A 21,839-nucleotide genomic window follows, 5' to 3' on the forward strand; every position below is an offset into this window, starting at 1 on the left:
CCTGCACTGAAGTCGGCTGGTCATCTGCAGCTCACCTGAGGATGGTCGTGTCGAGTAGCCAGAAGGCTTCGCGCACGGCTCGGTCGGAGAAGTGCGTCTCGACCCGCTGCAGCATGCGGCTGGCACAGAGCTCGCGCTGCTCGTCGTCGAGTCCGGCCATGTGGCGCAGGGCGGCTGCCAGCGCGGCCGTGTCGGCCAAGGGGAACAGCACGCCGACACCTTCTACCACCTCACGTCCGCCGCCACAGTCGCTGGCGACCACCGGCACGCCTGCCACCATTGCCTCCAGCAACACCATGCCGAAGGGCTCATGGTCGGAGCTCAGGGCGAACACATCGAAGGCACGGAAGAAACGGCGGCCAGCCGGCACCTGACCGAGGAATAGCACCGATCCGGCGACGTTAAGCTCCCGCGCCAGCCCCTTGAGGGACGCCTCCAGGCGTCCGCTGCCCATGATCCCCAGCAGACTGCCGGCCGGCAGTTGCGGCAGGGCCTGAGCGAAGCCGCGGATCAGGGTGGCCTGGTCCTTGTCCGGGTGCAGGCGGCCGACGTTGCCGACCACCCAGGCGTCACGCGGCAGGCCCAGTGCGTCACGCGCGGCTTCGCGGTCGAGCAGCTCGGCCTGCAGGGCCTGGATGTCGATGCGGTTGTACAGCGTCTCGATGCGCGGCGCCGGCCAGTCTGGCAGGGACTCACGCATGTCGTCGCGCACCGCATTGGACACCCCGAGCAGGGCCAGGCGCCGCTTGAAGGCGTTGGCAAACAGCCGGCGCGACAGCCGGCGGTAGTCGCCGAAGGCATGGTGCACGCCGATAACCGGCAGGCGGGTACCAAGCAAGGCGACATAGACGGGCTTGAAGCGGTGGGCGATGCACAGCTTGAAGTCGCCGCTGGCGGCGATCCGCCGGATATCGCGGATCGCCTTGAGCTTGAGGCCACGCACCTCGCGGCTCGAGTAGTTAAGGAAGATCACCTCGTCGGAGGCCGAACCCGCTTCGACCTCCGCGCTGGGAGCCCCGGTCAGGTACACGGTGGTGACCTTGTACTGGGTGCCGGCAAACAGGGCGGCGTATTGACGGGCGCAATCGAGGAAAGGCCCGTCATAGCCGTGGCAGAACTGCAGGATGCGCGGCTCAGGCCTGCTCATACCAGTCCTTGCCGTCCTTGACCACGAGGATGTCCTCCATGATCAGGTACTGCAGGTCGGAGCCGTAGAACATGTTAAGCGCGTCGGTCGGCGAGCAGATCATCGGCTCGCCGCGGCGGTTCAGCGAGGTGTTCAGCGACACGCCGTTGCCGGTGAGTTTCTCCAGCTCCAGCATCATGTCGTAGTAGCGCGGGTTGTACTCGCGCTTGAGCACCTGGGCGCGGGAGGTACCGTCCTCGTGCACCACTTCGCTGACGCGGGTCTTCCACTCCTCGTTGACTTCGAAGGTGAAGGTCATGAAGGGGCTCGGGTGGTCGACCTTGAGCATCTGCGGGCCGACGGTGTCGAGCATCGACGGACAGAAGGGGCGCCAGCGCTCGCGGAACTTGATCTGCTCGTTGATGCGGTCGGCCACCCCGGGAATGCTCGGGCAGCCGATGATCGAGCGACCGCCGAGGGCGCGCGGGCCGAACTCCATGCGCCCCTGGAACCAGGCCACCGGGTTGCCGCCGACCATGATCCTGGCGATGCGCTGGGGCATGTCGGCGATCTGCTTGAACACCGGCTTGCTCGGGTGGCGGGCGCAGGCGGCGATGACGTCCTCGTTGGAGTACGAGGGGCCGAGGTAGACGTGCTCCATCTTCTCCACCGGCACGCCGCGCCGGTGCGACACATAGGCGGCGGCGCCCACCGCGGTGCCGGCGTCGCCGGAGGCCGGCTGGACGAACAGTTCCTTGACCTCGGGACGGGCGATGATCCTTTGATTCAGCTTGACGTTCAGCGCGCAGCCGCCGGCGAAGGCGATCTTGCCGGTCTGCTTGATGATGTCGCCGAGGTAGTGGTCCATCATCTGCAGCGCCAGCTTCTCGAACAGCGCCTGCATGCTGGCGGCATAGTGGATGTAGGGGTCGTCGGCGATGTCGCCTTCGCGCTTGGGCCCCAGCCACTCGATCAGCTTCTTGGAGAAGTAGAAGCCCTTGCCCTTCTCCTTGTAGCGACGCAGGCCGATGACGTTGGCGTACTCGGTGTTGATCAGCAGCTGGCCGTTCTCGAAGGAGGCCAGGCGCGAGAAGTCGTACTTGCTGGCATCGCCGTAGGGCGCCATGCCCATGACCTTGAACTCGCCGTCGAGCATCTCGAAACCGAGGAACTCGGTGATCGCGCCGTACAGGCCGCCGAGCGAATCCGGATCGTAGAACTCCTTGATCTTGTGGATCTTGCCGTTCTCGCCGTAGCCGAAGAAGGTGGTGGCGTACTCGCCCTTGCCGTCGATGCCGAGGATCGCGGTCTTCTCGCTGAAGCCCGAGCAATGGTAGGCACTGGAGGCATGGGCCAGGTGGTGTTCGACCGGCTCGATCTTGACCTTCTTCGCATCGAAGCCCAACTGCTCCAGGCACCAGACGATCTTCTTGCGGTAGCGCTTGTAGCGGCGATTGCCCATCAGGATGGCGTCGAGGGCGCGATCCGGTGCGTACCAGTAGCGCTTGGCATAATGCCAGCGGGCCTCGCCGAACAGGCTGATGGGGGCGAAGGGAATGGCCACCACGTCGACGTCGGCGGGCTTGATCCCGGCCTGCTCCAGGCAGAACTTGGCCGACTCGTAAGGCATGCGGTTCTTCGCGTGCTTGTCGCGCACGAAGCGCTCTTCTTCGGCGGCCGCGATCAGCTTGCCATCGATATACAAGGCAGCCGACGGATCATGACTGAGGGCGCCGGAAAGGCCGAGAATGGTCAATGCCACTGGTTTTGCCTCTATTCAGGGCAGGTGCCGGGCACCTGCGGTAAACGTTCGTCGAGCAGTTGGTGGAGCGCCGAGTCGGCCGGCCAGTTACGCAAAAAGCGGGCGCGGTCGCGGGCATAGGCCCGGGCGAAACTGCGCATGCTGTGGTGCTGACGCATGGCATCGAGGTCGATCAACGACCAAGCGCCCCTGCGCTCGTCCCAGAACAGGTTGTGCCCCTTGAGGTCGCCGTGACTGATGCGCTCGCGCACCAAGGCGGCGAACAGACGATCCAGCGCCAGGAGCTCGTGTTCCGGAGGTGAACTGCGCCCTTCTTTAGCCAGGTAGGGCTTAAAACGCGCGATTATATCCTGCCCGCCGCAGTAATCGGTAATCAGGTAGGCGCGCCCGCGCAGCCAGCACCAGCGCCGCTCCAGCACGGCCAGCGGACGCGGCGTGGCGATGCCGAGCAGGTCCAGGCGGTGGCCCTCGACCCAGCTGTGCCAGGCCCGGCTGGGACGCCAGAAGCGCTTGAGCCAGTGACCGAAGTGCTTGATGTTGTAGCGCTTGACCACCAGCGGCCGGCCGGCCAGCTCGACCCGCGCCACGGTGGCGGCGCCGCCGGTCTTGTACACATGGCCCTGCTCGGTGAGCCGGTCGAGGTCGGCCAGCAGCGGTTGCAGCTCGGCCTGCTCCTCGCGGCGCACCACGCGCAGGCCGAAGGCGCCGATCTTGGCGCTGAACAAGCTGCAATCGCGGGCGATCTTGCGCAGATAATCGCGCAGGCGCCAGCGCCGGACCTTGGCGACGTCCTTGAGCAGCGTTTCCAGCGGCAACGCGTGCTCGCCATTGACCAGCAGGTAGTGCACCAGCAGCTCTTCGATAAAGGGCTCCAATTCGACGGGCAGCTGGGCGAACAGTACGCCGAGGTTCTCCAGCACCAGCTCCCGTGACAGGGGCTGACCCGGGACCTGCGCCTGCACCCCGCCGCCGTCGATCACCCACAGCCGGTCACCCTGGCGCAGCAGATTGTCCAGGTGCAGGTCGGCCTGCCACAGGCCCCTGGCGTGCAGCTGCGCCACCGTCGCCAGGGCCTGGCCGAGCACCGCCTGCTGAGTTGCGCTGAGCAGGGGCTGGCACTCGACCTCACGCCAGGCGTCCCAGAGACTCTCGGCGCCTTCGAGGTAGTCGAACAGCAGCCAGCCGCCCTCACCCTCGCGCAGACCGTCGGCCAGCAGCAGCGGCGTCGCCAGCCCCTGCCCGGCGAACAGGCGGGCGCCGTCCAGCTCGCGGCGAAAGTGGCGCGCCGCCTTGGCGCCGACCAGCAGCTTGGCCAGCACCTTGCGCCCACGCCATTCGGCCAGGCCGACGTAGCGCTGCCCCGGCAGCACGCGCAGCAGGCTGATCAGGGTCAGCTCCGCCGGGCCGGCGGCGTCCGCCAGCTCGAGTCGCAGCGGCAGCGTCGGCGCTCGGCCGGCCCGGGCCAGTTCGGCCAGGGTCATCGCCGCGCCACCTTGTTCTGGCGACGCCGGCCCAGGCGATCGTGCCAAGGCGCCACCCCGGCGCCTGCAGGCAGGTAGGCCGCCAGCAGCTGGCCCACCTCGTCCTCGGACCAGACACCGGCGCGGCGCAGCAGCGGCTCGAGGTCCTTGACCCGGTCGCGGTCGCCGAACAGCAGCGGCCGGGTCTTCTCCAGATCGATCAGCTGGGCGTCGAAACCGTCGTCCGCTTCGCGCAGGAAGATGTGCTTGGGGTAGAAACAACCGTGCACCTGCCCCGCCCCGTGCAGTCGACGGGCCAGCTCGCCGCAGGCGCGCAGGATCGCCTGCCGCTGCGGCGCGCGGAGCTCACTCCAACGGTGCAGCCAGTGCTCCAGGTCCTGCCAGCCATCCAGGGCGCGGGTCAGCAGCACCGCCCGGCGCTCCCCGGGCGCGCGGCGCTCGGCGAAGAAGGCGGCCTGCAGGGCCGGAATGCCCAACCGGCCATAGCGCTGGATATTGCGGAATTCGCGGGCGAAGGTCGGCTCGCCGAGGGGGTGCAGCAGGCTGCGGGTCAGGTGGTTGCTCTGGCGCTTGAGGTAGAAGGCCGCGTCGCCCAGCTCCAGGCGATAGACGCTGCTCCAGCCGCCGCGCTCGGTATTCGGCTCGTCCACTGCCTCCAGCTGCAAGGCCCACAGCGCATCGAAACTGGCCAGACCATGGTGCTCGAGCAGCGCGCGGTCCTGGGCGGCGATGAAATCCGTCATTCCCGCCCCTCGAAGAAGTCCACGATCTGACGGATGCAGCGCTTGTCCCGCTCGCTCAGGCGCCGGCGCCCGCGGTACTGCAGATAGAAGCGCAGGCGCTGGCTGCGCGACAGGGCGCGCTTGGCGACCTTGTCCAGGCAGGCCAGGTCCTTGATGATCCGGTAGCGCAGCAGCGGCCCCCACCAGAAGGCGCCGGTCGGGCAGTCGATGAAGAACAGCTCGGCCTGTTCATTGACCAGCAGGTTGCGCCACTTCAGATCGTTATGGGTGAAGTGGTGACCATGCAGGGCCCGGGTCGCCTCGGCCAGCTGGCGGCTGATGCGGTCGACCCAGTGGCGGTCGCGCAGCCAGGGATGATCGCGAACGGCCAGGTGGTTCATGTCCAGGGTGTCGCACAGCTCACGGGTGACCAGGGCGCCGCGAACGAAGGCGCCGAGCCTGCGCTCCAGGCCATAGGCGACGATGGGGGCGGTGGGGATGCCCCACTTGTCGAAGTGCTTGAGGTTCTGCCACTCGGCCTTGACCCGCGGCCGACCGATGTAGCGGCGCAGCCCCTTGCCGGCGCCCCAGTAGCGCTTGACGTAATAGCGCACGCCATCGCGTTCGATAAGGATCACTTCGGACAATGGGTCCTTGGTGATCCGCTCACCCTCGAGGGCGAAGACCGCCTCCAGACTACCAAACTCGGCAGCCCGCTCGGCGAACTCGGGCAGCAGCGTCCAGCCGCCCATCAGAGCGCATCTCCGTAGCGCTGCTTGCGGGCGTAGAGCTTGTCGGCGCGACGTTCCAGCCAGGCGAGCAGACGCGCCTCGTCGCGCAGGATCTGGCGCAGCGGCAGGCGGAAGTAGCCCTTGAGAAAGCGCAGCTTGTCGCGCCGGCTCAGGCCGATGTTCAGGGCGGAGAAGTACAGCCCGGCCAGGTCCTTGTCGCGCCAGCGGCGCGGTACCGCGCTGCGGGTCTGGGCCCGGTGCAGGTCGATCAGCGACAGGCGCAAGTCGTCGGCCGTCACCGCTCGATCGGTGTGCAGCAGGAAGTGGCAGATGTAGCAGTCGCGGTGATTGACCCCGGCGCGGTGCATGGTGCCGGTCATCCTGGCCACCTCGCCGATCAGCGCACGCTTGAGCGCGGGCGCTGGCGGCTGCCTGGACCAGTCCAGGCTGAAGTCTTCCAGGCTGAGGGTCGGGGCCAGCTCTTCGGTGACGATGAAGGATTTCTGCGTGGCGGGATTGCCGCCGCGCTCGCCGTAGGCCACCGCGGTCATGGTCGGCACGCCGGCCTCATGCAGGCACTCGAGCGCCCGCCACTCCTGACCGGCGCCGAGCACCGGCAGCTTGGCACTGAGCAGGTTCTTGACGATCTCGCCCCAGCCGATGCCGCGGTGGATCTTGACGAAATAGCCGCGCCCGGCCACCTCGGTGCGCAGGGTGCGGCGCCCCTCCAGCTCGCGATAGACCTGCCCCTGCAGGGCCTCCACCTCGACGAAGGGGTCCTTGCCGGCCCACAGGGACTTGAACGGCTCGCTGAGCAACAACTTCATGGGCGTTCCGCCAGAATCACGTCGGCCGCCCGCTGCGGCATGGAATAGAGGTCGGCCGAATCGGCGAAGGCCAGGCCGTTGCGCTGCCACTGGGCACGCTGCCCATCATCCTCGAGCATCTCGCGCAGGCTGCGGTTGAGCTGCTGCTGCTCGAAGGGGCTGGCCAGCACCCGACCGGCGTCGGCCTCGGCGATGTAGTGGGCATAACCGCAGACGTCGGTGACCAGCACCGGCAGGCCGGCGACCAGGGCCTCCAGCAACACGGTGCCGGTGTTCTCGTTGTAGGCCGGATGGATCAGCAGGTCGGCGCCGAGGAGGAAGCGCGGAATGTCGCTGCGCCCCTTGAGGATCTGCACCTGCTCGGAGATGCCCAGGGCCTTGACCTGCAACAGGAACGGCCGGGGGTCGTCCTGGCCGATGACGATCAGCCGGGTACGCTGGCGCAGCTCGCGCGGCAGCGCGGCGACGGCCTTGAGACTGCGATCCAGGCCCTTGGTCTTGAACCCGGAGCCGATCTGCACCAGCAGCAGCTGGTCCTCCGCCAGGCCGAACTCGGCGCGAAGCTCGGCGCGAAGCTCGGCGGCATTGGCCGGCGCCCGACGGTCCTGGGCGATGCCCGGCGGCAGCAGGTGGAAGCGCTCGGCCGGAGTCCCGTAGTGCTTGACGAACAGCGGCTGCTGCACCTCGGAGATCATCAGGATCGAGGTTGCAGACTCGGGGGCGAACACCGCCCGCTCGTAGTCGGCGAAGTGCTTGTAGCGGCCCCAACGGCGATACAGCGGATTGCGCAGGGTCTGCGCCTTGTCCTCGAAGCAGCCGTCGGCGGCGTAGTAGACGTCCAGCCCCGGCATCTTGTTGAAGCCGATCACCCGCTCGACCGGGCGCCTGGCCAGGTCGGCCTCGACCCAGGCGGTGAGCTTCTCGTTGCGCTTGTGGTTGAACAGCGCCTTGACCGGCACCACCACCACCTCGAAGCCCGCCGGCACCTCGCCCTCCCAGATGGGGGTATAGACGCGGATGGCATGGCCACGCCGCTGGCACTCCAGGGCGATGCGCAGGAAGTCACGCTGCAGGCCGCCGTACGGAAAGTACTTGTAGAGAATAAACGCCAGCTGCATCAGACGTGCCCCTCGAACAGGCTGGGCGGCGCCAGCAGCAACGCCTGCAACTCGGTGGCCACCCGCTCGGGGCGCAGCGCGTCGAGGCAGGGCTTGTGGCGATCGCCGAGGCCGGCATTGGGGCCGCTGGCGCACAGATGGATCTGGGCGCGGCCATAGGCGCCGACACGCCCCGGCAGGGTCGGGCCGTAGAGGGAGATGCTCGGCACATCCAGCGCGGCGGCCAGGTGGCCGAGACCGGTGTCCACCGCCACGCAGGCCTGGGCCCCGGCGATCACCTTGGCCACCCCGGCCAGGTTCAGCTTGGGCAGCACCGCGGCATGCTCCACCCCGGCGGCGATGCGCTCGGCCCGCGCCCGCTCTTGCTCGTTGCCCCAGGGTAGGCGAATCGCCCAGCCCTGCTCACTCATCTGCTCGGCCAGCTCGCGCCAGTAGGTTTCCGGCCAATGCTTGCTCGGCCAGGTGGTGCCATGCAGGAACAGCACATAGGGCTGCGCCGCCGGCGCGGCCAGCTGCGCGCGGTTCAGGCCGTAGTCGCCGAGCCCCGCGGGCAGCGGATAGTCCAGTGCCTGGGCGAACAGCTGGCGCACGCGCTCCAGGGCATGCTGCTCGCGGGGCACGTTGTAGGTCCGGTCATAGAAACGGCTGGCGATGGGCTCGCGCGCCGAGTCGCGGTCCAGGCCGGCTACCGGCGCCTTGACGTAGCGGGTCAGCCAGGCGCTCTTCAGCAGGCCCTGGGCATCGATCACCAGGTCGTAGCGGACCTCGCCCAGGCGCGCCTTGAAACGGCGCCACTCGCCATGCTTGAGGGTCTGCCAGAGATTCTTGCGCCAGCGCCGGATCGCCACCGGGATCACCCGGGCCACGGCCGGATGCCAGGCGGGAATCTCGGCGAAACCCTCCTCCACCACCCAGTCGAACTGGATGCCGGGGATGGCCCGGGCGGCATCGGTGAGCGCCGGCAGGCTATGCACCACATCGCCCAGGGAGGACGTCTTGATCAGCAGCACCCGCATCAATCGACCTCGACCGGATCGCCGACCAGGCGATCGAGGGCTTCGAGCACCGGCTGCGGCGCCAGCTCGCGCAGGCAGTTGTAGTGGCCGAAACGGCAGGTGCGGTCGAAACAGGGGCTGCACTCCAGGCCCAGGCGGACGATCTCCACCTGCTCGGCCAGGGGCGGGGTGAACTGCGGCGAGGTCGAGCCATAGACCGCCACCAGCGGGCGGTTCAGCGCGGCGGCCACGTGCATCAGGCCGGAATCGTTGGACACCACCGCGGCGGCGCAGGACAGCAGGTCGATGGCTTCGGCCAGGCTGGTCTCGCCGGCAAGATTGACCGCCTCCTCGCGCAAGCCGGGGATCAGCCGGGCGCGAATATCCTCGCCGACCGGATGATCGTTTTTCGAACCGAACAGCCAGACCTGCCAGCCGGCCCGGATCTTCGCCTCGGCGACCCGGGCGTAGTACTCGCTGGGCCAGCGCTTGGCCTCGCCGAACTCGGCGCCGGGACAGAGCGCCAGGACCGGCCGGTCAAGGGTCAGCGCGAAACGGCCCAGGGCGGCGTCGCGACTGGCCGACTCGATGCGCAGGCTCGGCCGCGGGTAGGGCCGGGGCAGGTCCGCCCCCGGCGCGAACGCCAGGGCCATGAAGCGCTCGATCATCAGCGGGTAGCGCTGCTCGTCCAGGCGCCGCAGGTCGTTGAGCAGCCCGTAGCGCATCTCGCCCTTCCAGCCGATGCGCTTGGGAATGCCGGCGAAGTAGGGCACCAGGGCGGACTTGAGGGAGTTGGGCAGCAGGATCGCCTGATCGTACTCGCCGGCCAGGGACTTGCCGATCCGCCGCCGGGTCGCCAGCTGCAGCACGCCATGGCCGAGCGGAAAGCTCAGGGCACGCCGCACCTCGGGCATGCGCTCGAGGATCGGCCGGCTCCACTCGGGCGCCAGCACATCGATCTGGCAGTCGCCGTGGCGCTGCTTCAGGCACTGGAACAGCGTCTGCGCCATCACCATGTCGCCCACCCAGCTGGGGCCTACGATCAGTATTCTCATGCCTATCCCAGAAACGACCGAGGAGGCTTGCGCCTCCCGGTTGTAGTTGCCTTATCGCTCAGTTAGCGACCACCCACCGCCTCGACGGGCGGCTGCCCGCCCCGCACTCTTACTTGACCAGGGTGCGCCATTCGGCGTGATTGCGGGTCTTGCCGGTCACCAGGTCGAAGTAGGCGGTCTGCAGCTTTTCGGTTACCGGGCCGCGGCGGCCGGCGCCGATCTGGCGGCCATCGACTTCGCGGATCGGCGTGACTTCGGCGGCGGTGCCGGTGAAGAAGGCCTCGTCGGCGATATACACCTCATCGCGGGTGATGCGCTTCTCGATCACCTGGATGCCCAGCTCCTCGGCCAGGGTCAGCACGGTGTTGCGGGTGATGCCGTTGAGGCAGGAGGTGACTTCCGGGGTGTACACCACACCATCCTTGACCAGGAAGATGTTCTCGCCCGAACCCTCGGCCACGTAGCCTTCCGGGTCCAGCAGCATGGCCTCGTCGGCGCCGCCGGAGATGGCTTCCTGCAGGGCCAGCATCGAGTTGATGTAGTTGCCGTTGGCCTTGGCCCGGGTCATCGAGATGTTGACGTGGTGACGGGTGAAGGAGCTGGTGCGCACCTTGATGCCGACCTGCAGGGCCTCGTCGCCCATGTAGGCGCCCCAGTTCCACGCTGCCACGATCACCTGGACCTTCAGGCCGCTGGCGCGCAGGCCCATGGCTTCGGATCCGTAGAACACCATCGGGCGGATGTAGGCGCTTTCCAGGTTGTTCTCGCGGACCGCGGCGCGGGTCGCCTCGTTGATCTCGTCTTTGCTGAAGGGAATCTTCATGCCCATGATGTGGGCGGAATCGAACAGGCGGTCGGTGTGCGCCTGCAGGCGGAAGATCGCCGTGCCATCGGGGGTGTTGTACGCACGCACGCCCTCGAACACGCCCATGCCATAGTGCAGGGTGTGGGTCAGCACATGGGTGGTGGCGTCGCGCCACGGCACCAGCTTGCCGTCATACCAAATCACACCATCACGATCGGCCATCGACATAGTTGCCTGCTCCTCAAATTCGATTCGTACACCGCGACCGGCCGACACTGCGCCCGCCGATCGACACTCAATTCAGTTCAAGCCAAGCGCCTGCCAGATGCGCAGCACGCTGCGCCGTTCGACATGAAACTGGTCGCCGCTCACCACCCCCGGCTGCTTCTGCAGCGCCTGACGGTGGGCCGCCTGGCGGTAGGCCTTGTAGATCTCCTGCAGCAGCAGGGCGTCTTCGCCCGGCAACAAGCCCACGCGCTCCAACCCTTCCAGTATGCGGATGTTGTCGGTGAACTCGAGCAGCTCCGGGTACTGTCGCGACCAGGCCAGGGCCGCGTATTGCACCATAAATTCAATATCGACGATACCTCCGGCATCCTGCTTGAGGTCGAAGGGCGCCGCGGCCTCGAAGGCATTGGCCGCAGTGCCGGCAGCCGTGGCCTTGCTGCCGAGGTTGTCGCGCATCTTCGCGCGCATCTCGCTGACCTCCGCGCGCAGCGTGTCGAGATCGCGCTCGCGCCCCAGCACCGCTGCGCGCACGGCCTCGAAGGCCTGACCGACGCGCGGACATCCCACCAGCACCCGCGCACGCACCAGCGCCTGATGCTCCCAGGTCCAGGCCTCGCTCTCCTGGTAGCGCTGGAAGGCACCGAGGGAGCTGACCAGCAACCCCGAGGCGCCGGAGGGGCGCAGGCGCATGTCCACCTCGTAGAGCTGCCCCGAGTTGGTCTGGGTGGTCAGCAGGTGGATGATGCGCTGCCCCAGGCGGGTGAAGAATTGCGCGCCGTCGATGGGCTTTGCGCCATCGGTCTCGGCCTGCGGGTCGCCATCGTGGATGAACACCAGATCCAGATCCGAGCCGTGCCCCAGCTCGATGCCGCCGACCTTGCCGTAGCCGACGATGATGAAGTCGGGGTCGCAGGCGCTGCCATCGGCGCGGCGCGGCGTGCCGTGCTTGGCCACGGTTTGGCGCCAGGCCAGGGCCAGCACCTGGTCGAGGATCGACTCGGCCAGCCAGGTCAGGTAGTCGCTGACCTTCATCAGCGGCAGGGTGCCGGCGATCTCCGAGGCCGCCACACGCAGGCGGTGGGCCAGCTTGAAGTGGCGCAGCGCCTCCATCTGCTGCTCCAGGTCGTCCTCGGGGATGCGCATCAGTCGCTCGCGCAGCTCGGCGGCCAGCTCGGGCGCCTGCGGCGGCTTGAACAACCGCCCCTCGTTGAGCAACTCGTCGAGCAGCAGCGGAAAGCGGGTGATCTGCTCGGCGATCCAGGGGCTGGCGGCACACAGGGTCAGCAGGCGCTGCAGGGCGCCGGGATTCTCCGTCAGCAGCACCAGGTAGGCCGAGCGCCGCGCCACCGCCTCGACCAGCGGCAACACCCTTTCGAGCACCAGGTCCGGGTCATCATGCTCCACGGCCTGAGCCAGCAATCGCGGAATGAAGGCATCCAGCCGCTCGCGCCCGAGGCGCTGCATGGTCCGCACCTGATTACTGCTGCGCAGGCCGGCCAGGCGCTGGCGGGCCGCCAGGGCATCGGCAAAGCCGGCATCGCCGAGCTGGCGGCAGGCCGCCGCCTCGTCCTGGGCGTCCTCCCACAGCGGCAGCCATTCGCCGCCAATCACCTCGTCGATTTCGCCGTCCTGATCCTCGTCCGGATCGGCGATCACCTGCCGGAAGTGCCAGTCGACCCGCTCGCGCCAGTGCATCAGCCGCTCGTGGAACGCCTGCCAGTTGTCGAAGCCGAGGATGAAGGCAACCCGCGCCCGATCCAGGTCGCCGTCCGGCAGCATCTGCGTCTGCCGGTCGTCGATCGCCTGCAAGGCATGTTCGGTGTAACGCAGAAACTCGTAGCCCTCGCGCAGCTCGTCGGTCACCGCGCCAGGCAGGTAACCCTGCCCCTCGAGGGTGCGCAAGACCTTGAGCAGGGGACGCTGCTGCAGGCTGAGGTCGCGCCCGCCGTGGATCAGCTGGAACGCCTGGGCGATGAACTCCACCTCGCGGATGCCACCGGCGCCGAGCTTGATATTCTCGGCCATGCCCTTGCGCCGCACTTCCTGCTGGATCAGCAGCTTCATGCTGCGCAGCGCCTCGATGGCGGAAAAGTCCAGGTAGCGCCGATAGACGAAGGGCCTCAGCATCTCCAGCAGCTGCTCGCCGGCGACCGGGTCGCCGCCGACCACCCGCGCCTTGATCATGGCGTAGCGCTCCCAGTCGCGGCCCTGATCCTGGTAGTACTGCTCCAGCGCATTGAAGCTGAAGACCAGGGCACCGGACGAGCCGTAGGGACGCAGACGCATGTCGGTGCGGAACACGAAGCCTTCGACGGTGATGGCATCCAGCGCCTTGATCAGCCGCTGCCCCAGGCGGATGAAGAACTCCTGATTGTCCAGGGAGCGGCGCACCCCCTCGGTCTCGCCGCCTTCCGGGTAGCCGAAGATCAGGTCGATGTCCGAGGACAGGTTGAGCTCGTGCGCCCCCAGCTTGCCCATGCCGAGGATCACCATGTGCTGGGGCTGGCCACTGCGCCGCCCGATCGGCGTGCCGAACTGAGCGCAGTGGTGGGGATAGAGCCAGTGGTAGGCCAGATCGATGCAGGCGTCGGCCAGGTCGGAGAGGTCGCGACAGGTCTCGACCAGGTCGGCCTGACGAGCGACATCGCGCCAGATGATGCGCAACTGCTGACGGTTGCGAAAACGTCGCAGGCGCAGTCCCAGCTCGTCCTCGTCAGCGCAATCCTGCAGCGCGGCCACCAGCTGATCGCGCAGCTCCCCCGCCGACAGGCTGCGCTCCAGCTCGCCCGATTCGGCTAGCTCCAGCAGCATCTGTGGATCGCGCAGGGCCTGCTGCGCGACGAAGTCGCTGGCCGCGGCCGCGCGCTTCCACGCCTCGCGCCGGACCTGCGGCCAGGCGTCGAAACGCACCACGGCGGCGTCGCCGAGATCGGCCAGGGCCGCCCTGAAGGACTGCTCGGCGCGTTGCGCCAAGGGGTCGAGAGAGGCGGGCAAAGAGACCAGCACTGGCAGGCTCATGGTCTATCCTTTTCGGCGGGCTGCAGGTGGCGCGCGAAATAGCTGGATTCCGCAGGCCTCGCCGCGGTGCGCGCGACGATCAGCCAAAATAAAGTGTAGTTTTGCTACTAAAGTTTGTATCCAAAGGGCTGAAATCGCCGTCGATATGTAGTAAAACTACACGAGGCCGGTCCTACCCCCGGTGAATCCAAGAATTTACGTGTCCCGCTCACGAAGCCGGCCACGAATCCCTGGCCTCCGATTCTGGAAGCCTTTCCGCCCTGGAGCAAGCCATGCAAGACCTCGATCCCGTCGAAACCCAGGAATGGCTGGACGCCCTAGAGTCCGTCCTCGACCATGAGGGTGAAGACCGCGCTCATTACCTGATGACCCGCATGGGCGAGCTGGCCACCCGCAGTGGTTCCCAGTTGCCCTACGCCATCACCACGCCCTATCGCAACACCATCCCGGTGACCCACGAAGCACGCATGCCTGGCGACCTGTTCATGGAACGCCGCATCCGCTCGCTGGTACGCTGGAACGCGCTGGCCATGGTGATGCGCACCAACCTGCAGGACCCGGACCTGGGCGGTCACATCTCCAGCTTCGCCTCCTCCGCAACGCTGTATGACATCGGTTTCAACTACTTCTTCCAGGCCCCGACCGACGAACACGGCGGCGACCTGGTCTTCTATCAGGGCCACGCCTCCCCCGGCATCTACGCCCGTGCCTTCATGGAAGGCCGGATCAGCGAAGACCAGCTCAAGAACTTCCGCCAGGAAGTGGACGGCCAGGGCCTGTCGTCCTACCCGCACCCCTGGCTGATGCCGGACTTCTGGCAGTTCCCCACCGTATCCATGGGCCTGGGCCCGATCCAGGCGATCTACCAGGCGCGCTTCATGAAGTACCTGGAAGCCCGCGGCTTTATCCCCGCCGGCAAGCAGAAGGTCTGGTGCTTCATGGGTGACGGCGAGTGCGACGAGCCGGAATCCCTCGGCGCCATCTCCCTGGCCGGCCGCGAGAAGCTGGACAACCTGATCTTCGTCATCAACTGCAACCTGCAGCGCCTCGACGGCCCGGTGCGCGGCAACGGCAAGATCATCCAGGAACTGGAAGGCGTGTTCCGCGGCGGCGGCTGGAACGTCAACAAGGTGGTCTGGGGCCGCTTCTGGGACCCGCTGCTGGCCAAGGACGTCGACGGTATCCTGCAACGCCGGATGGACGAAGTGATCGACGGCGAATACCAGAACTACAAGGCCAAAGACGGCGCCTTCGTCCGTGAGCACTTCTTCAACAGCCCGGAACTCAAGGAGATGGTCAAGGACCTCTCCGACGACGAGATCTGGAAGCTCAACCGTGGCGGCCACGACCCGTACAAGGTCTATGCGGCCTACCACCAGGCGGTCAACCACCAGGGTCAACCGACCGTCGTCCTGGCCAAGACCGTCAAGGGTTATGGCACCGGTGCCGGCGAGGCGAAGAACACCGCCCACAACACCAAGAAGGTCGATGTCGACAGCCTGAAGAAATTCCGCGACCGCTTCGACATCCCGGTCAAGGACGACGAGCTGGAGAACCTGCCGTTCTTCAGGCCGGCGCCCGACAGCGCCGAAGGCAAGTACCTGCGCAAGAAGCGCGAGGCCCTGGGCGGTTTCGTGCCGCAGCGCCGCGCCAACAGCTTCGCCGTGCCGACCCCGCCGCTGGATACCCTCAAGGCCATCCTCGACGGCTCCGGCGACCGCGAAATCTCCACCACCATGGCCTTCGTGCGCATCCTCGCGCAGCTGGTCAAGGACAAGGAACTGGGCGAGCGCATCGTGCCGATCATTCCCGACGAGGCGCGCACCTTCGGCATGGAAGGCATGTTCCGTCAGCTCGGCATCTACTCCTCGGTCGGCCAGCTGTACGAGCCGGTCGACAAGGACCAGGTGATGTTCTACCGCGAGGACAAGAAGGGTCAGATCCTCGAGGAAGGCATCAACGAAGCCGGCGCCATGAGCTCCTTCATCGCCGCGGGCACCAGCTACAGCTGCCACAACCAGCCCATGCTGCCGTTCTACATCTTCTACTCGATGTTCGGCTTCCAGCGCATCGGCGACCTGGCCTGGGCCGCCGGCGACAGCCGCACCCGTGGTTTCCTGATCGGCGGCACCGCCGGCCGCACCACACTGAACGGCGAAGGCCTGCAGCACGAGGACGGTCACAGCCACCTGATGGCCGCGACCATCCCCAACTGCCGCACCTATGATCCGACCTACGGCTACGAGCTGGCGGTGATCATTCGTGAAGGCACGCGGCGGATGATGGAAGAGCAGGAGAACGTCTTCTACTACATCACCGTGATGAACGAGGCCTACCAGCAGCCGGCCATGCCCGAAGGTGTCGAGGAAGGCATCATCAAGGGCATGTACCTGCTCGAAGAGGACAAGAGGGAAGCCGCCCACCACGTGCAGCTGCTGGGCAGCGGCACCATCCTGCGCGAAGTGCGCGCCGCGGCGAAGATCCTCCGCGAGGAGTACAACATCGGCGCCGACGTGTGGAGCGTGACCAGCTTCAACGAACTGCGCCGCGAAGGCCTGGCGGTGGAGCGTCACAACCGCCTGCACCCGGAGCAGAAGCCGCAGCTGACCTACGTCGAGCAGTGCCTGAAGGGCCGTCAGGGCCCGGTCATCGCCAGCACCGACTACATGAAGCTGTTCGCCGACCAGATCCGCCAGTGGGTTCCGAGCAAGGAATACAAGGTGCTGGGCACCGACGGCTTCGGCCGCAGCGACAGCCGCCAGAAGCTGCGCCACTTCTTCGAAGTGGACCGCAACTGGATCGTCCTGGCCGCCCTGGAAGCCCTCGCCGACCGTGGCGATATCGAACCCAAGGTGGTGGCCGAGGCCATTGCCAAGTTCGGCATCGACCCGGAAAAACGTAACCCGCTGGACTGCTAAGGAGACGCACTGTGAGCGAACTAATCCGCGTACCCGATATCGGCAGTGGCGAAGGTGAAGTCATCGAGCTGATGGTCAAGGTCGGCGACCGTATCGAAGCCGACCAGAGCCTGCTGACCCTCGAGTCGGACAAGGCCAGCATGGAAATCCCGGCCCCCAAGGCCGGGATCATCAAGAGCCTCAAGGTCAAGCTGGGCGACCGTCTGAAAGAAGGCGACGAACTGCTCGAGCTGGAAGTCGAAGGGGCGGCCGAGGCCGCGCCCAAGGCCGAACAGCCGGCCAAGGCCGAGGCCCAGGAAGAGAAGCCTGCCGCCAAGGCCGAACAACCCGCGGCAGCGCCGGCGAGCGAGTCGGTGCAGGACGTGCACGTCCCGGATATCGGCACAGACGGCAAGGTCAAGGTCATCGAAGTGCTGGTCAAGGCCGGTGACAAGGTCGAAGCCGACCAGTCGCTGATCACCCTGGAGTCGGACAAGGCCAGCATGGAGATCCCCTCTCCGGCCGCCGGCACAGTGGAAAGCGTCGAGGTCCAGCTGGACGCCGAAGTCGGCACCGGCGACCTGATCCTCAAGCTGAAGGTCGTAGGCGCCGCGGCCCCTGCGGCCGAAGCCGCTCCGGCCCCGGCTGCCGCCCCGGCGGTGCACAGCACCCCTCCCGGCGCGTCCCCGGAAGTGGCCGCCGAAGTCAGCGCCATCGCCAAGCTGGCGGCAGCCGCCGCCAGCGTCACCGGCGCGCCCAAGCGTGACGGCGCCAAGGTGCATGCCGGTCCGGCGGTGCGCCAGCTGGCCCGCGAGTTCGGCGTCGAACTGGGCGCCATCAACGGCAGCGGCCCCAAGGGTCGAATCCTCAAGGAAGACGTGCAGGTCTACGTCAAGGCGATGATGCAGAAGGCCAAGGAGGCGCCGGCCGGCGCCACCGGCGGCGCTGGCATCCCGCCGATTCCGGCCGTGGACTTCAGCAAGTTCGGTGAAGTGGAAGAAGTGGCGATGACCCGCCTGATGCAGGTCGGCGCCGCCAACCTGCACCGCAGCTGGCTCAACGTGCCGCACGTGACCCAGTTCGACTCGGCCGACATCACCGAGCTGGAAGCCTTCCGCGTCGCCCAGAAGGCGGTCGCCGAGAAAGCCGGGGTCAAGCTGACCGTGCTGCCCCTGCTGCTCAAGGCCTGCGCCTACCTGCTCAAGGAGCTGCCGGACTTCAACAGTTCACTGGCGCCCAGCGGCAAGGCGGTGATCCGCAAGAAATACGTGCACATAGGCTTCGCCGTGGACACCCCGGACGGCCTGCTGGTGCCGGTGATCAAGAACGTCGACCAGAAGAGCCTGCTGCAGCTGGCCGCTGAAGCGGCGGCCCTGGCGGAGAAAGCGCGCACCAAGAAGCTCTCGGCCGATGACATGCAGGGCGCCTGCTTCACCATTTCCAGCCTCGGTCACATTGGCGGCACCGGCTTCACGCCGATCGTCAACGCTCCGGAAGTGGCGATCCTCGGCGTCAGCAAGGCCACCATACAGCCGGTCTGGGATGGCAAGGCCTTCCAGCCCAAGCTGATGCTGCCACTGTCGCTGTCCTACGATCACCGGGTGATCAACGGCGCCGCCGCCGCACGCTTCACCAAGCGTCTGGGCGAGGTGCTGACGGACATCCGCACCATGCTGCTGTAAGCGCAAGCCGCAACTTTCGAGCACGCCACGCTCGTACCCTCGACCCCGCCTGACTAGGCGGGGTTTTTTTTGCCCGCTCGCCTTGCGCCCTACCCCTTCTGCAGGTTGCGGATCAGGAAGCTCAGGGCCTTGGCCAGCTCGGCGGCGCCCTTGTGATCACGCACGATGCTCAGCAGCGGGCTGCCGTCCGCCGGGCTGAACAGCACACAGCTGATACCAGAAGTCGGGCAGTCGTAGCGGATATAGGGGTCGACGCCGAACAGCGCGATGCGCTGGTTGCGCACGGCGACATCCGCCCCCTCGGCGCTGCGGATCTCCTCGCGCAGCAGCAGCTCCCCGGGGCCGCCCAGGCGCAATTGATAGCGCAGGTCCTGGCGCTGCGCCTGGCCGACCTGGTAGGCCGCGCTCAGGGCATAGGTCTTGAGCAGATCGTTGCTGTGCGCGAGCAGCGCCTGACGCTCATCCTGGGTCAGGTACAGGCGCTTGAGCTCGGCCAGGTAGCGATCCTGTTCGGCACCGCCGAGGCTGGAGGCAGACTCGGCGGCGTAAAGCGGGCCGGCCAGCAGACAGCCGCCAAGCAGCACGGCGGAAATTACTTTACTTGTCAGTCGTAATAGCATGATGCACCCTTACCCGACGCGATAGTGAAGTGGGCCGAGACCCCGACTCGGTCAGCATACTGGAAGCCAGCCCCTCAATGAAAAGCCATCCCGATGCCGCGAGCCTCCTAGCGGCCGAGGTTGTGACGCAGTTGCCAGCGCCCGAGCGCCTCGGCCTGCTGCGCTTCGAGCGGCTGAACGAGGCCAGTTGGACGCTATTGTTTCTCGACCCCGACTGCGAGCAGCGCCTCGGCATTGCCGCCAGCGAACTCTGCGCCCTGATCGATGCCCCCTACGCCAGCCTGATGGAGCCCGAGGCGCGCCATCGCCAACACGACTCGATTCAGCAGCAACTGGCGTGTAACGCGCGCTATCTGGTGCACTACACCCTGCATACGCCGCGCGGCGCGCTCAGGCTCACGGAGCTCGGCGAACCCTTCAAGCAGCGCAACCGCCACCTGCTGCGTGGTTACCTGCTGATCGCCGAGCCGGAATCGCCGTTCGCCGAAACGCCAGGGCCGAACCTCGACGGCCTGCTGGCATTGACCCCGCCGGCCCCTCTCGCCCAAGCCTTCGATCAGGCCTTTACCCGCGCCCAGCAGGTGTTGACCCAGCGCCTGGCGAGTCATCGCTACAGCAGCGGCGACTCGCTGCATCAAGCCGCCGAGCTGATTACCCGCGCCGCCTGCGACACCTACGCGGTGGCCAGGGCCGGCATCTGGCACCTGCAGGGGGCCACTCTCGAGCCGGTGAGCCTGTACCGTCGCGACCTCGACCTGCACGAGCCGGGCGCCACCCTGGACGCCGGCCAGTACCCGGTCTATCTGCACGCCCTGCAGGGCGGCCGGGCCATCGACGCCCACGACGCCCTGCGCGACCCGCGCACCTGCGAACTGAACGAGCACTACCTGCGCCCCATGGGCATCGGCGCCATACTCGATACCGCCATCCGAGTCGACGGCAAAGTGGCCGGCGTGTTCTGCCTGGAGCATGTCGGCGGGCCACGCACCTGGCAGGCGGGCGAGGTGGCCTTCGCCGGCGAGCTGGCCGCGCAGTATGGGCAGATCCTCGTCGACCATCAGCGACGCAGCACCGCCAGCGCCCTGCACCTGTTCCAGCGCGCGGTCGAGCAGAGCGCCAGCGCCTTTATCCTGCTCGACCGCGACGGCCTGGTGGAATACGTCAACCCCAGCTTCACCACCATCACCCAGTACAGCGCCGCCGAGGTCCAGGGCCGTCGGCTGTCCGAGCTGCCGGCCCTGGAAAACCTCAACGACCTGTTGTTCGAGGCCGGTTCCGGGCTGTCCGAGCACAACAGCTGGCAGGGCGAGTTCAAGAGCCGGCGCAAGAATTTCGAGCCCTACTGGAGCCAGCTGTCGATTTCCAAGGTGCATGCCGATGACGGCAGCCTCACCCACTACATCGGCATCTACGAAGACATCACCGAAACCAAGCACGCCCAGCAGCGCATCGAACGCCTGGCGTTCAGCGACAACCTCACCGGCCTGGGCAACCGCTACGCCTTCATCCGCGCCCTGGAGGATCGCTTCGCCCTGGCTGACGGCAGGCCGATGAGCCTGCTGCTGGTGGACATCGACAACTTCAAGCGGATCAACGACAGCCTCGGCCACCAGACCGGCGACAAGCTGCTCAGCAGTCTGGCCCGGCGCCTGCGCAACAGCCTGACCCCGAGCAGCGTGCTGGCCCGCTTCGCCAGCAACGAGTTCGCCATCCTCCTCGAGGACAGCGGCGACGAGGACGGCCAGTGCATCGCCCGGCAGATCCTGCAGACCCTGGACAAGCCGCTGTTCGTCGACAGCCAGTTGATCAGCATCACCGGCTCGCTGGGCCTGGCCTGCGCACCGCACCATGGCCGCGACCCGCAAACCCTGATGAAGCACGCCGGCCTGGCCCTGCACAAGGCCAAGGCCAACGGCAAGCACCAGCTTCAGGTGTTCACCGACGCGCTGAACGCCGAGGCCGACTACAAGCTGTTCCTCGAGAGCAACCTGCGCCGCGCCCTGACCCAGAACGAACTGGAAGTCTTCTACCAGCCCAAGCTGTGCCTGAAGAGCGGCCAGCTGCTCGGCCTGGAGGCCCTGTTGCGCTGGCACCACCCGGAAAAGGGCATGATCCGCCCGGACCAGTTCATCAGCGTGGCCGAGGAGACCGGCCTGATCATCCCCATCGGCAAATGGGTGCTGCGACAGGCCTGTCGCATGAGCCGGCAGATGACCCGCCTCGGCCTCGGCGACCTGCAGGTGGCCATCAACCTGTCACCCAAGCAGTTCTCCGACCCCGACCTGGTCGGCTCGATCGAGGCGATCCTGCGCGAGGAACAGCTGGCCCCCGCGCTGCTGGAACTGGAGCTGACCGAAAGCCTGCTGCTGGAAGCTACAGACGACACCCGCGAGCAGCTCAGCCACCTGAAGAGCCTGGGCCTGACCCTGGCGATGGACGACTTCGGCACCGGCTACTCGTCCCTGAGCTACCTGAAGAAATTCCCCATCGACGTGATCAAGATCGACCGCAGTTTCATCAACGACATCCCGGAAAATCAGGACGACATGGAAATCACCTCGGCGGTGATCGCCATGGCCCACAACCTCAAGCTCAAGGTGGTCGCCGAAGGCATCGAGAGTGCCGCCCAGCTGGGCTTCCTGCGCCGCCAGCAGTGCGATATCGGCCAGGGCTACCTGTTCGACCGGCCGATCGCCGGGCGGGAGCTGATCGACAGCCTGAAACGCTACCCCTGCCGCCCGCAGGGCTGATTGATCTGTAACACCGCGGCCC

At 66.9% G+C, this 21,839-nt stretch carries 15 protein-coding genes; 3 read left to right on the forward strand and 12 right to left on the reverse strand.

Features of this window, described 5'->3' with window-relative positions:
* Positions 1–31 precede the first annotated feature (31 nt).
* The 11 genes from KDW96_RS09435 to glnE all read right to left on the reverse strand — a co-directional run bounded on the left by KDW96_RS09435 (position 32) and on the right by glnE (position 13,868).
* The gene (locus KDW96_RS09435) at positions 32–1,147 is read right to left on the reverse strand and encodes a glycosyltransferase (protein WP_255840149.1); all 1,116 of its coding nucleotides are present in this window, start codon (positions 1,145–1,147) and stop codon (positions 32–34) included.
* A complete protein-coding gene (locus tag KDW96_RS09440; RefSeq protein WP_255840150.1) occupies positions 1,134–2,888 on the reverse strand; it encodes a carbamoyltransferase family protein in 1,755 nt (584 codons plus the stop codon). The genes KDW96_RS09435 and KDW96_RS09440 overlap by 14 nt, the downstream gene beginning before the upstream one ends.
* Before the next feature lie 11 nt (positions 2,889–2,899).
* Positions 2,900–4,369 (reverse strand): lipopolysaccharide kinase InaA family protein, encoded by a 1,470-nt coding sequence (locus KDW96_RS09445; protein WP_255840151.1) that lies wholly within the window; start codon positions 4,367–4,369, stop codon positions 2,900–2,902.
* On the reverse strand, positions 4,366–5,112 hold the full coding sequence (locus KDW96_RS09450) for a lipopolysaccharide kinase InaA family protein (protein WP_255840152.1): 747 nt from the start codon (positions 5,110–5,112) through the stop codon (positions 4,366–4,368). Before KDW96_RS09450 ends, KDW96_RS09445 begins: the two co-directional genes overlap by 4 nt.
* The gene (locus KDW96_RS09455) at positions 5,109–5,843 is read right to left on the reverse strand and encodes a lipopolysaccharide kinase InaA family protein (RefSeq protein WP_255840153.1); all 735 of its coding nucleotides are present in this window, start codon (positions 5,841–5,843) and stop codon (positions 5,109–5,111) included. Before KDW96_RS09455 ends, KDW96_RS09450 begins: the two co-directional genes overlap by 4 nt.
* A complete protein-coding gene (gene rfaP / locus KDW96_RS09460) occupies positions 5,843–6,649 on the reverse strand; it encodes a lipopolysaccharide core heptose(I) kinase RfaP (protein ID WP_255840154.1) in 807 nt (268 codons plus the stop codon). The genes KDW96_RS09455 and rfaP overlap by 1 nt, the downstream gene beginning before the upstream one ends.
* Positions 6,646–7,767, reverse strand: coding sequence for a glycosyltransferase family 4 protein (locus KDW96_RS09465; RefSeq protein ID WP_255840155.1), 1,122 nt, complete (start codon positions 7,765–7,767; stop codon positions 6,646–6,648). Before KDW96_RS09465 ends, rfaP begins: the two co-directional genes overlap by 4 nt.
* Positions 7,767–8,783 (reverse strand): lipopolysaccharide heptosyltransferase I, encoded by a 1,017-nt coding sequence (gene waaC / locus KDW96_RS09470; protein ID WP_255840156.1) that lies wholly within the window; start codon positions 8,781–8,783, stop codon positions 7,767–7,769. Before waaC ends, KDW96_RS09465 begins: the two co-directional genes overlap by 1 nt.
* Positions 8,783–9,817, reverse strand: coding sequence for a lipopolysaccharide heptosyltransferase II (gene waaF / locus KDW96_RS09475; protein ID WP_255840157.1), 1,035 nt, complete (start codon positions 9,815–9,817; stop codon positions 8,783–8,785). The genes waaC and waaF overlap by 1 nt, the downstream gene beginning before the upstream one ends.
* Positions 9,818–9,926: 109 nt before the next feature.
* Complete coding sequence (locus KDW96_RS09480; RefSeq protein WP_255840158.1) at positions 9,927–10,850, reverse strand: branched-chain amino acid transaminase; 924 nt, start codon at positions 10,848–10,850, stop codon at positions 9,927–9,929.
* Between the two features lie 72 nt (positions 10,851–10,922).
* Positions 10,923–13,868, reverse strand: a complete 2,946-nt coding sequence (glnE, locus tag KDW96_RS09485) for a bifunctional [glutamate--ammonia ligase]-adenylyl-L-tyrosine phosphorylase/[glutamate--ammonia-ligase] adenylyltransferase (RefSeq protein WP_255840159.1) — start codon at positions 13,866–13,868, stop codon at positions 10,923–10,925.
* Positions 13,869–14,140: 272 nt separating this feature from the next.
* Between glnE and aceE the strand changes: the two genes are divergently transcribed.
* Both aceE and aceF read left to right on the forward strand, forming a co-directional pair.
* Positions 14,141–16,786 (forward strand): pyruvate dehydrogenase (acetyl-transferring), homodimeric type, encoded by a 2,646-nt coding sequence (gene aceE, locus KDW96_RS09490; RefSeq protein ID WP_255840160.1) that lies wholly within the window; start codon positions 14,141–14,143, stop codon positions 16,784–16,786.
* An 11-nt stretch (positions 16,787–16,797) separates the two neighbouring features.
* Positions 16,798–18,447 carry a dihydrolipoyllysine-residue acetyltransferase gene (gene aceF / locus KDW96_RS09495; RefSeq protein WP_255840161.1) on the forward strand — a complete coding sequence of 550 codons (1,650 nt, stop codon included), beginning with the start codon at positions 16,798–16,800 and terminating at the stop codon, positions 18,445–18,447.
* 89 nt (positions 18,448–18,536) lie between these two features.
* Here the strand turns inward: aceF and KDW96_RS09500 are convergent, their stop codons facing one another.
* Complete coding sequence (locus KDW96_RS09500) at positions 18,537–19,067, reverse strand: hypothetical protein (RefSeq protein WP_255840162.1); 531 nt, start codon at positions 19,065–19,067, stop codon at positions 18,537–18,539.
* Positions 19,068–19,144: 77 nt separating this feature from the next.
* Between KDW96_RS09500 and KDW96_RS09505 the strand changes: the two genes are divergently transcribed.
* Positions 19,145–21,817 carry a putative bifunctional diguanylate cyclase/phosphodiesterase gene (locus KDW96_RS09505; protein WP_255840163.1) on the forward strand — a complete coding sequence of 891 codons (2,673 nt, stop codon included), beginning with the start codon at positions 19,145–19,147 and terminating at the stop codon, positions 21,815–21,817.
* The last annotated feature ends 22 nt before the right edge of the window (positions 21,818–21,839 follow it).

This window comes from Pseudomonas benzenivorans, from assembly GCF_024397895.1.
In the GTDB taxonomy this organism is placed as follows: Bacteria; Pseudomonadota; Gammaproteobacteria; order Pseudomonadales; family Pseudomonadaceae; genus Aquipseudomonas; species Aquipseudomonas benzenivorans_A.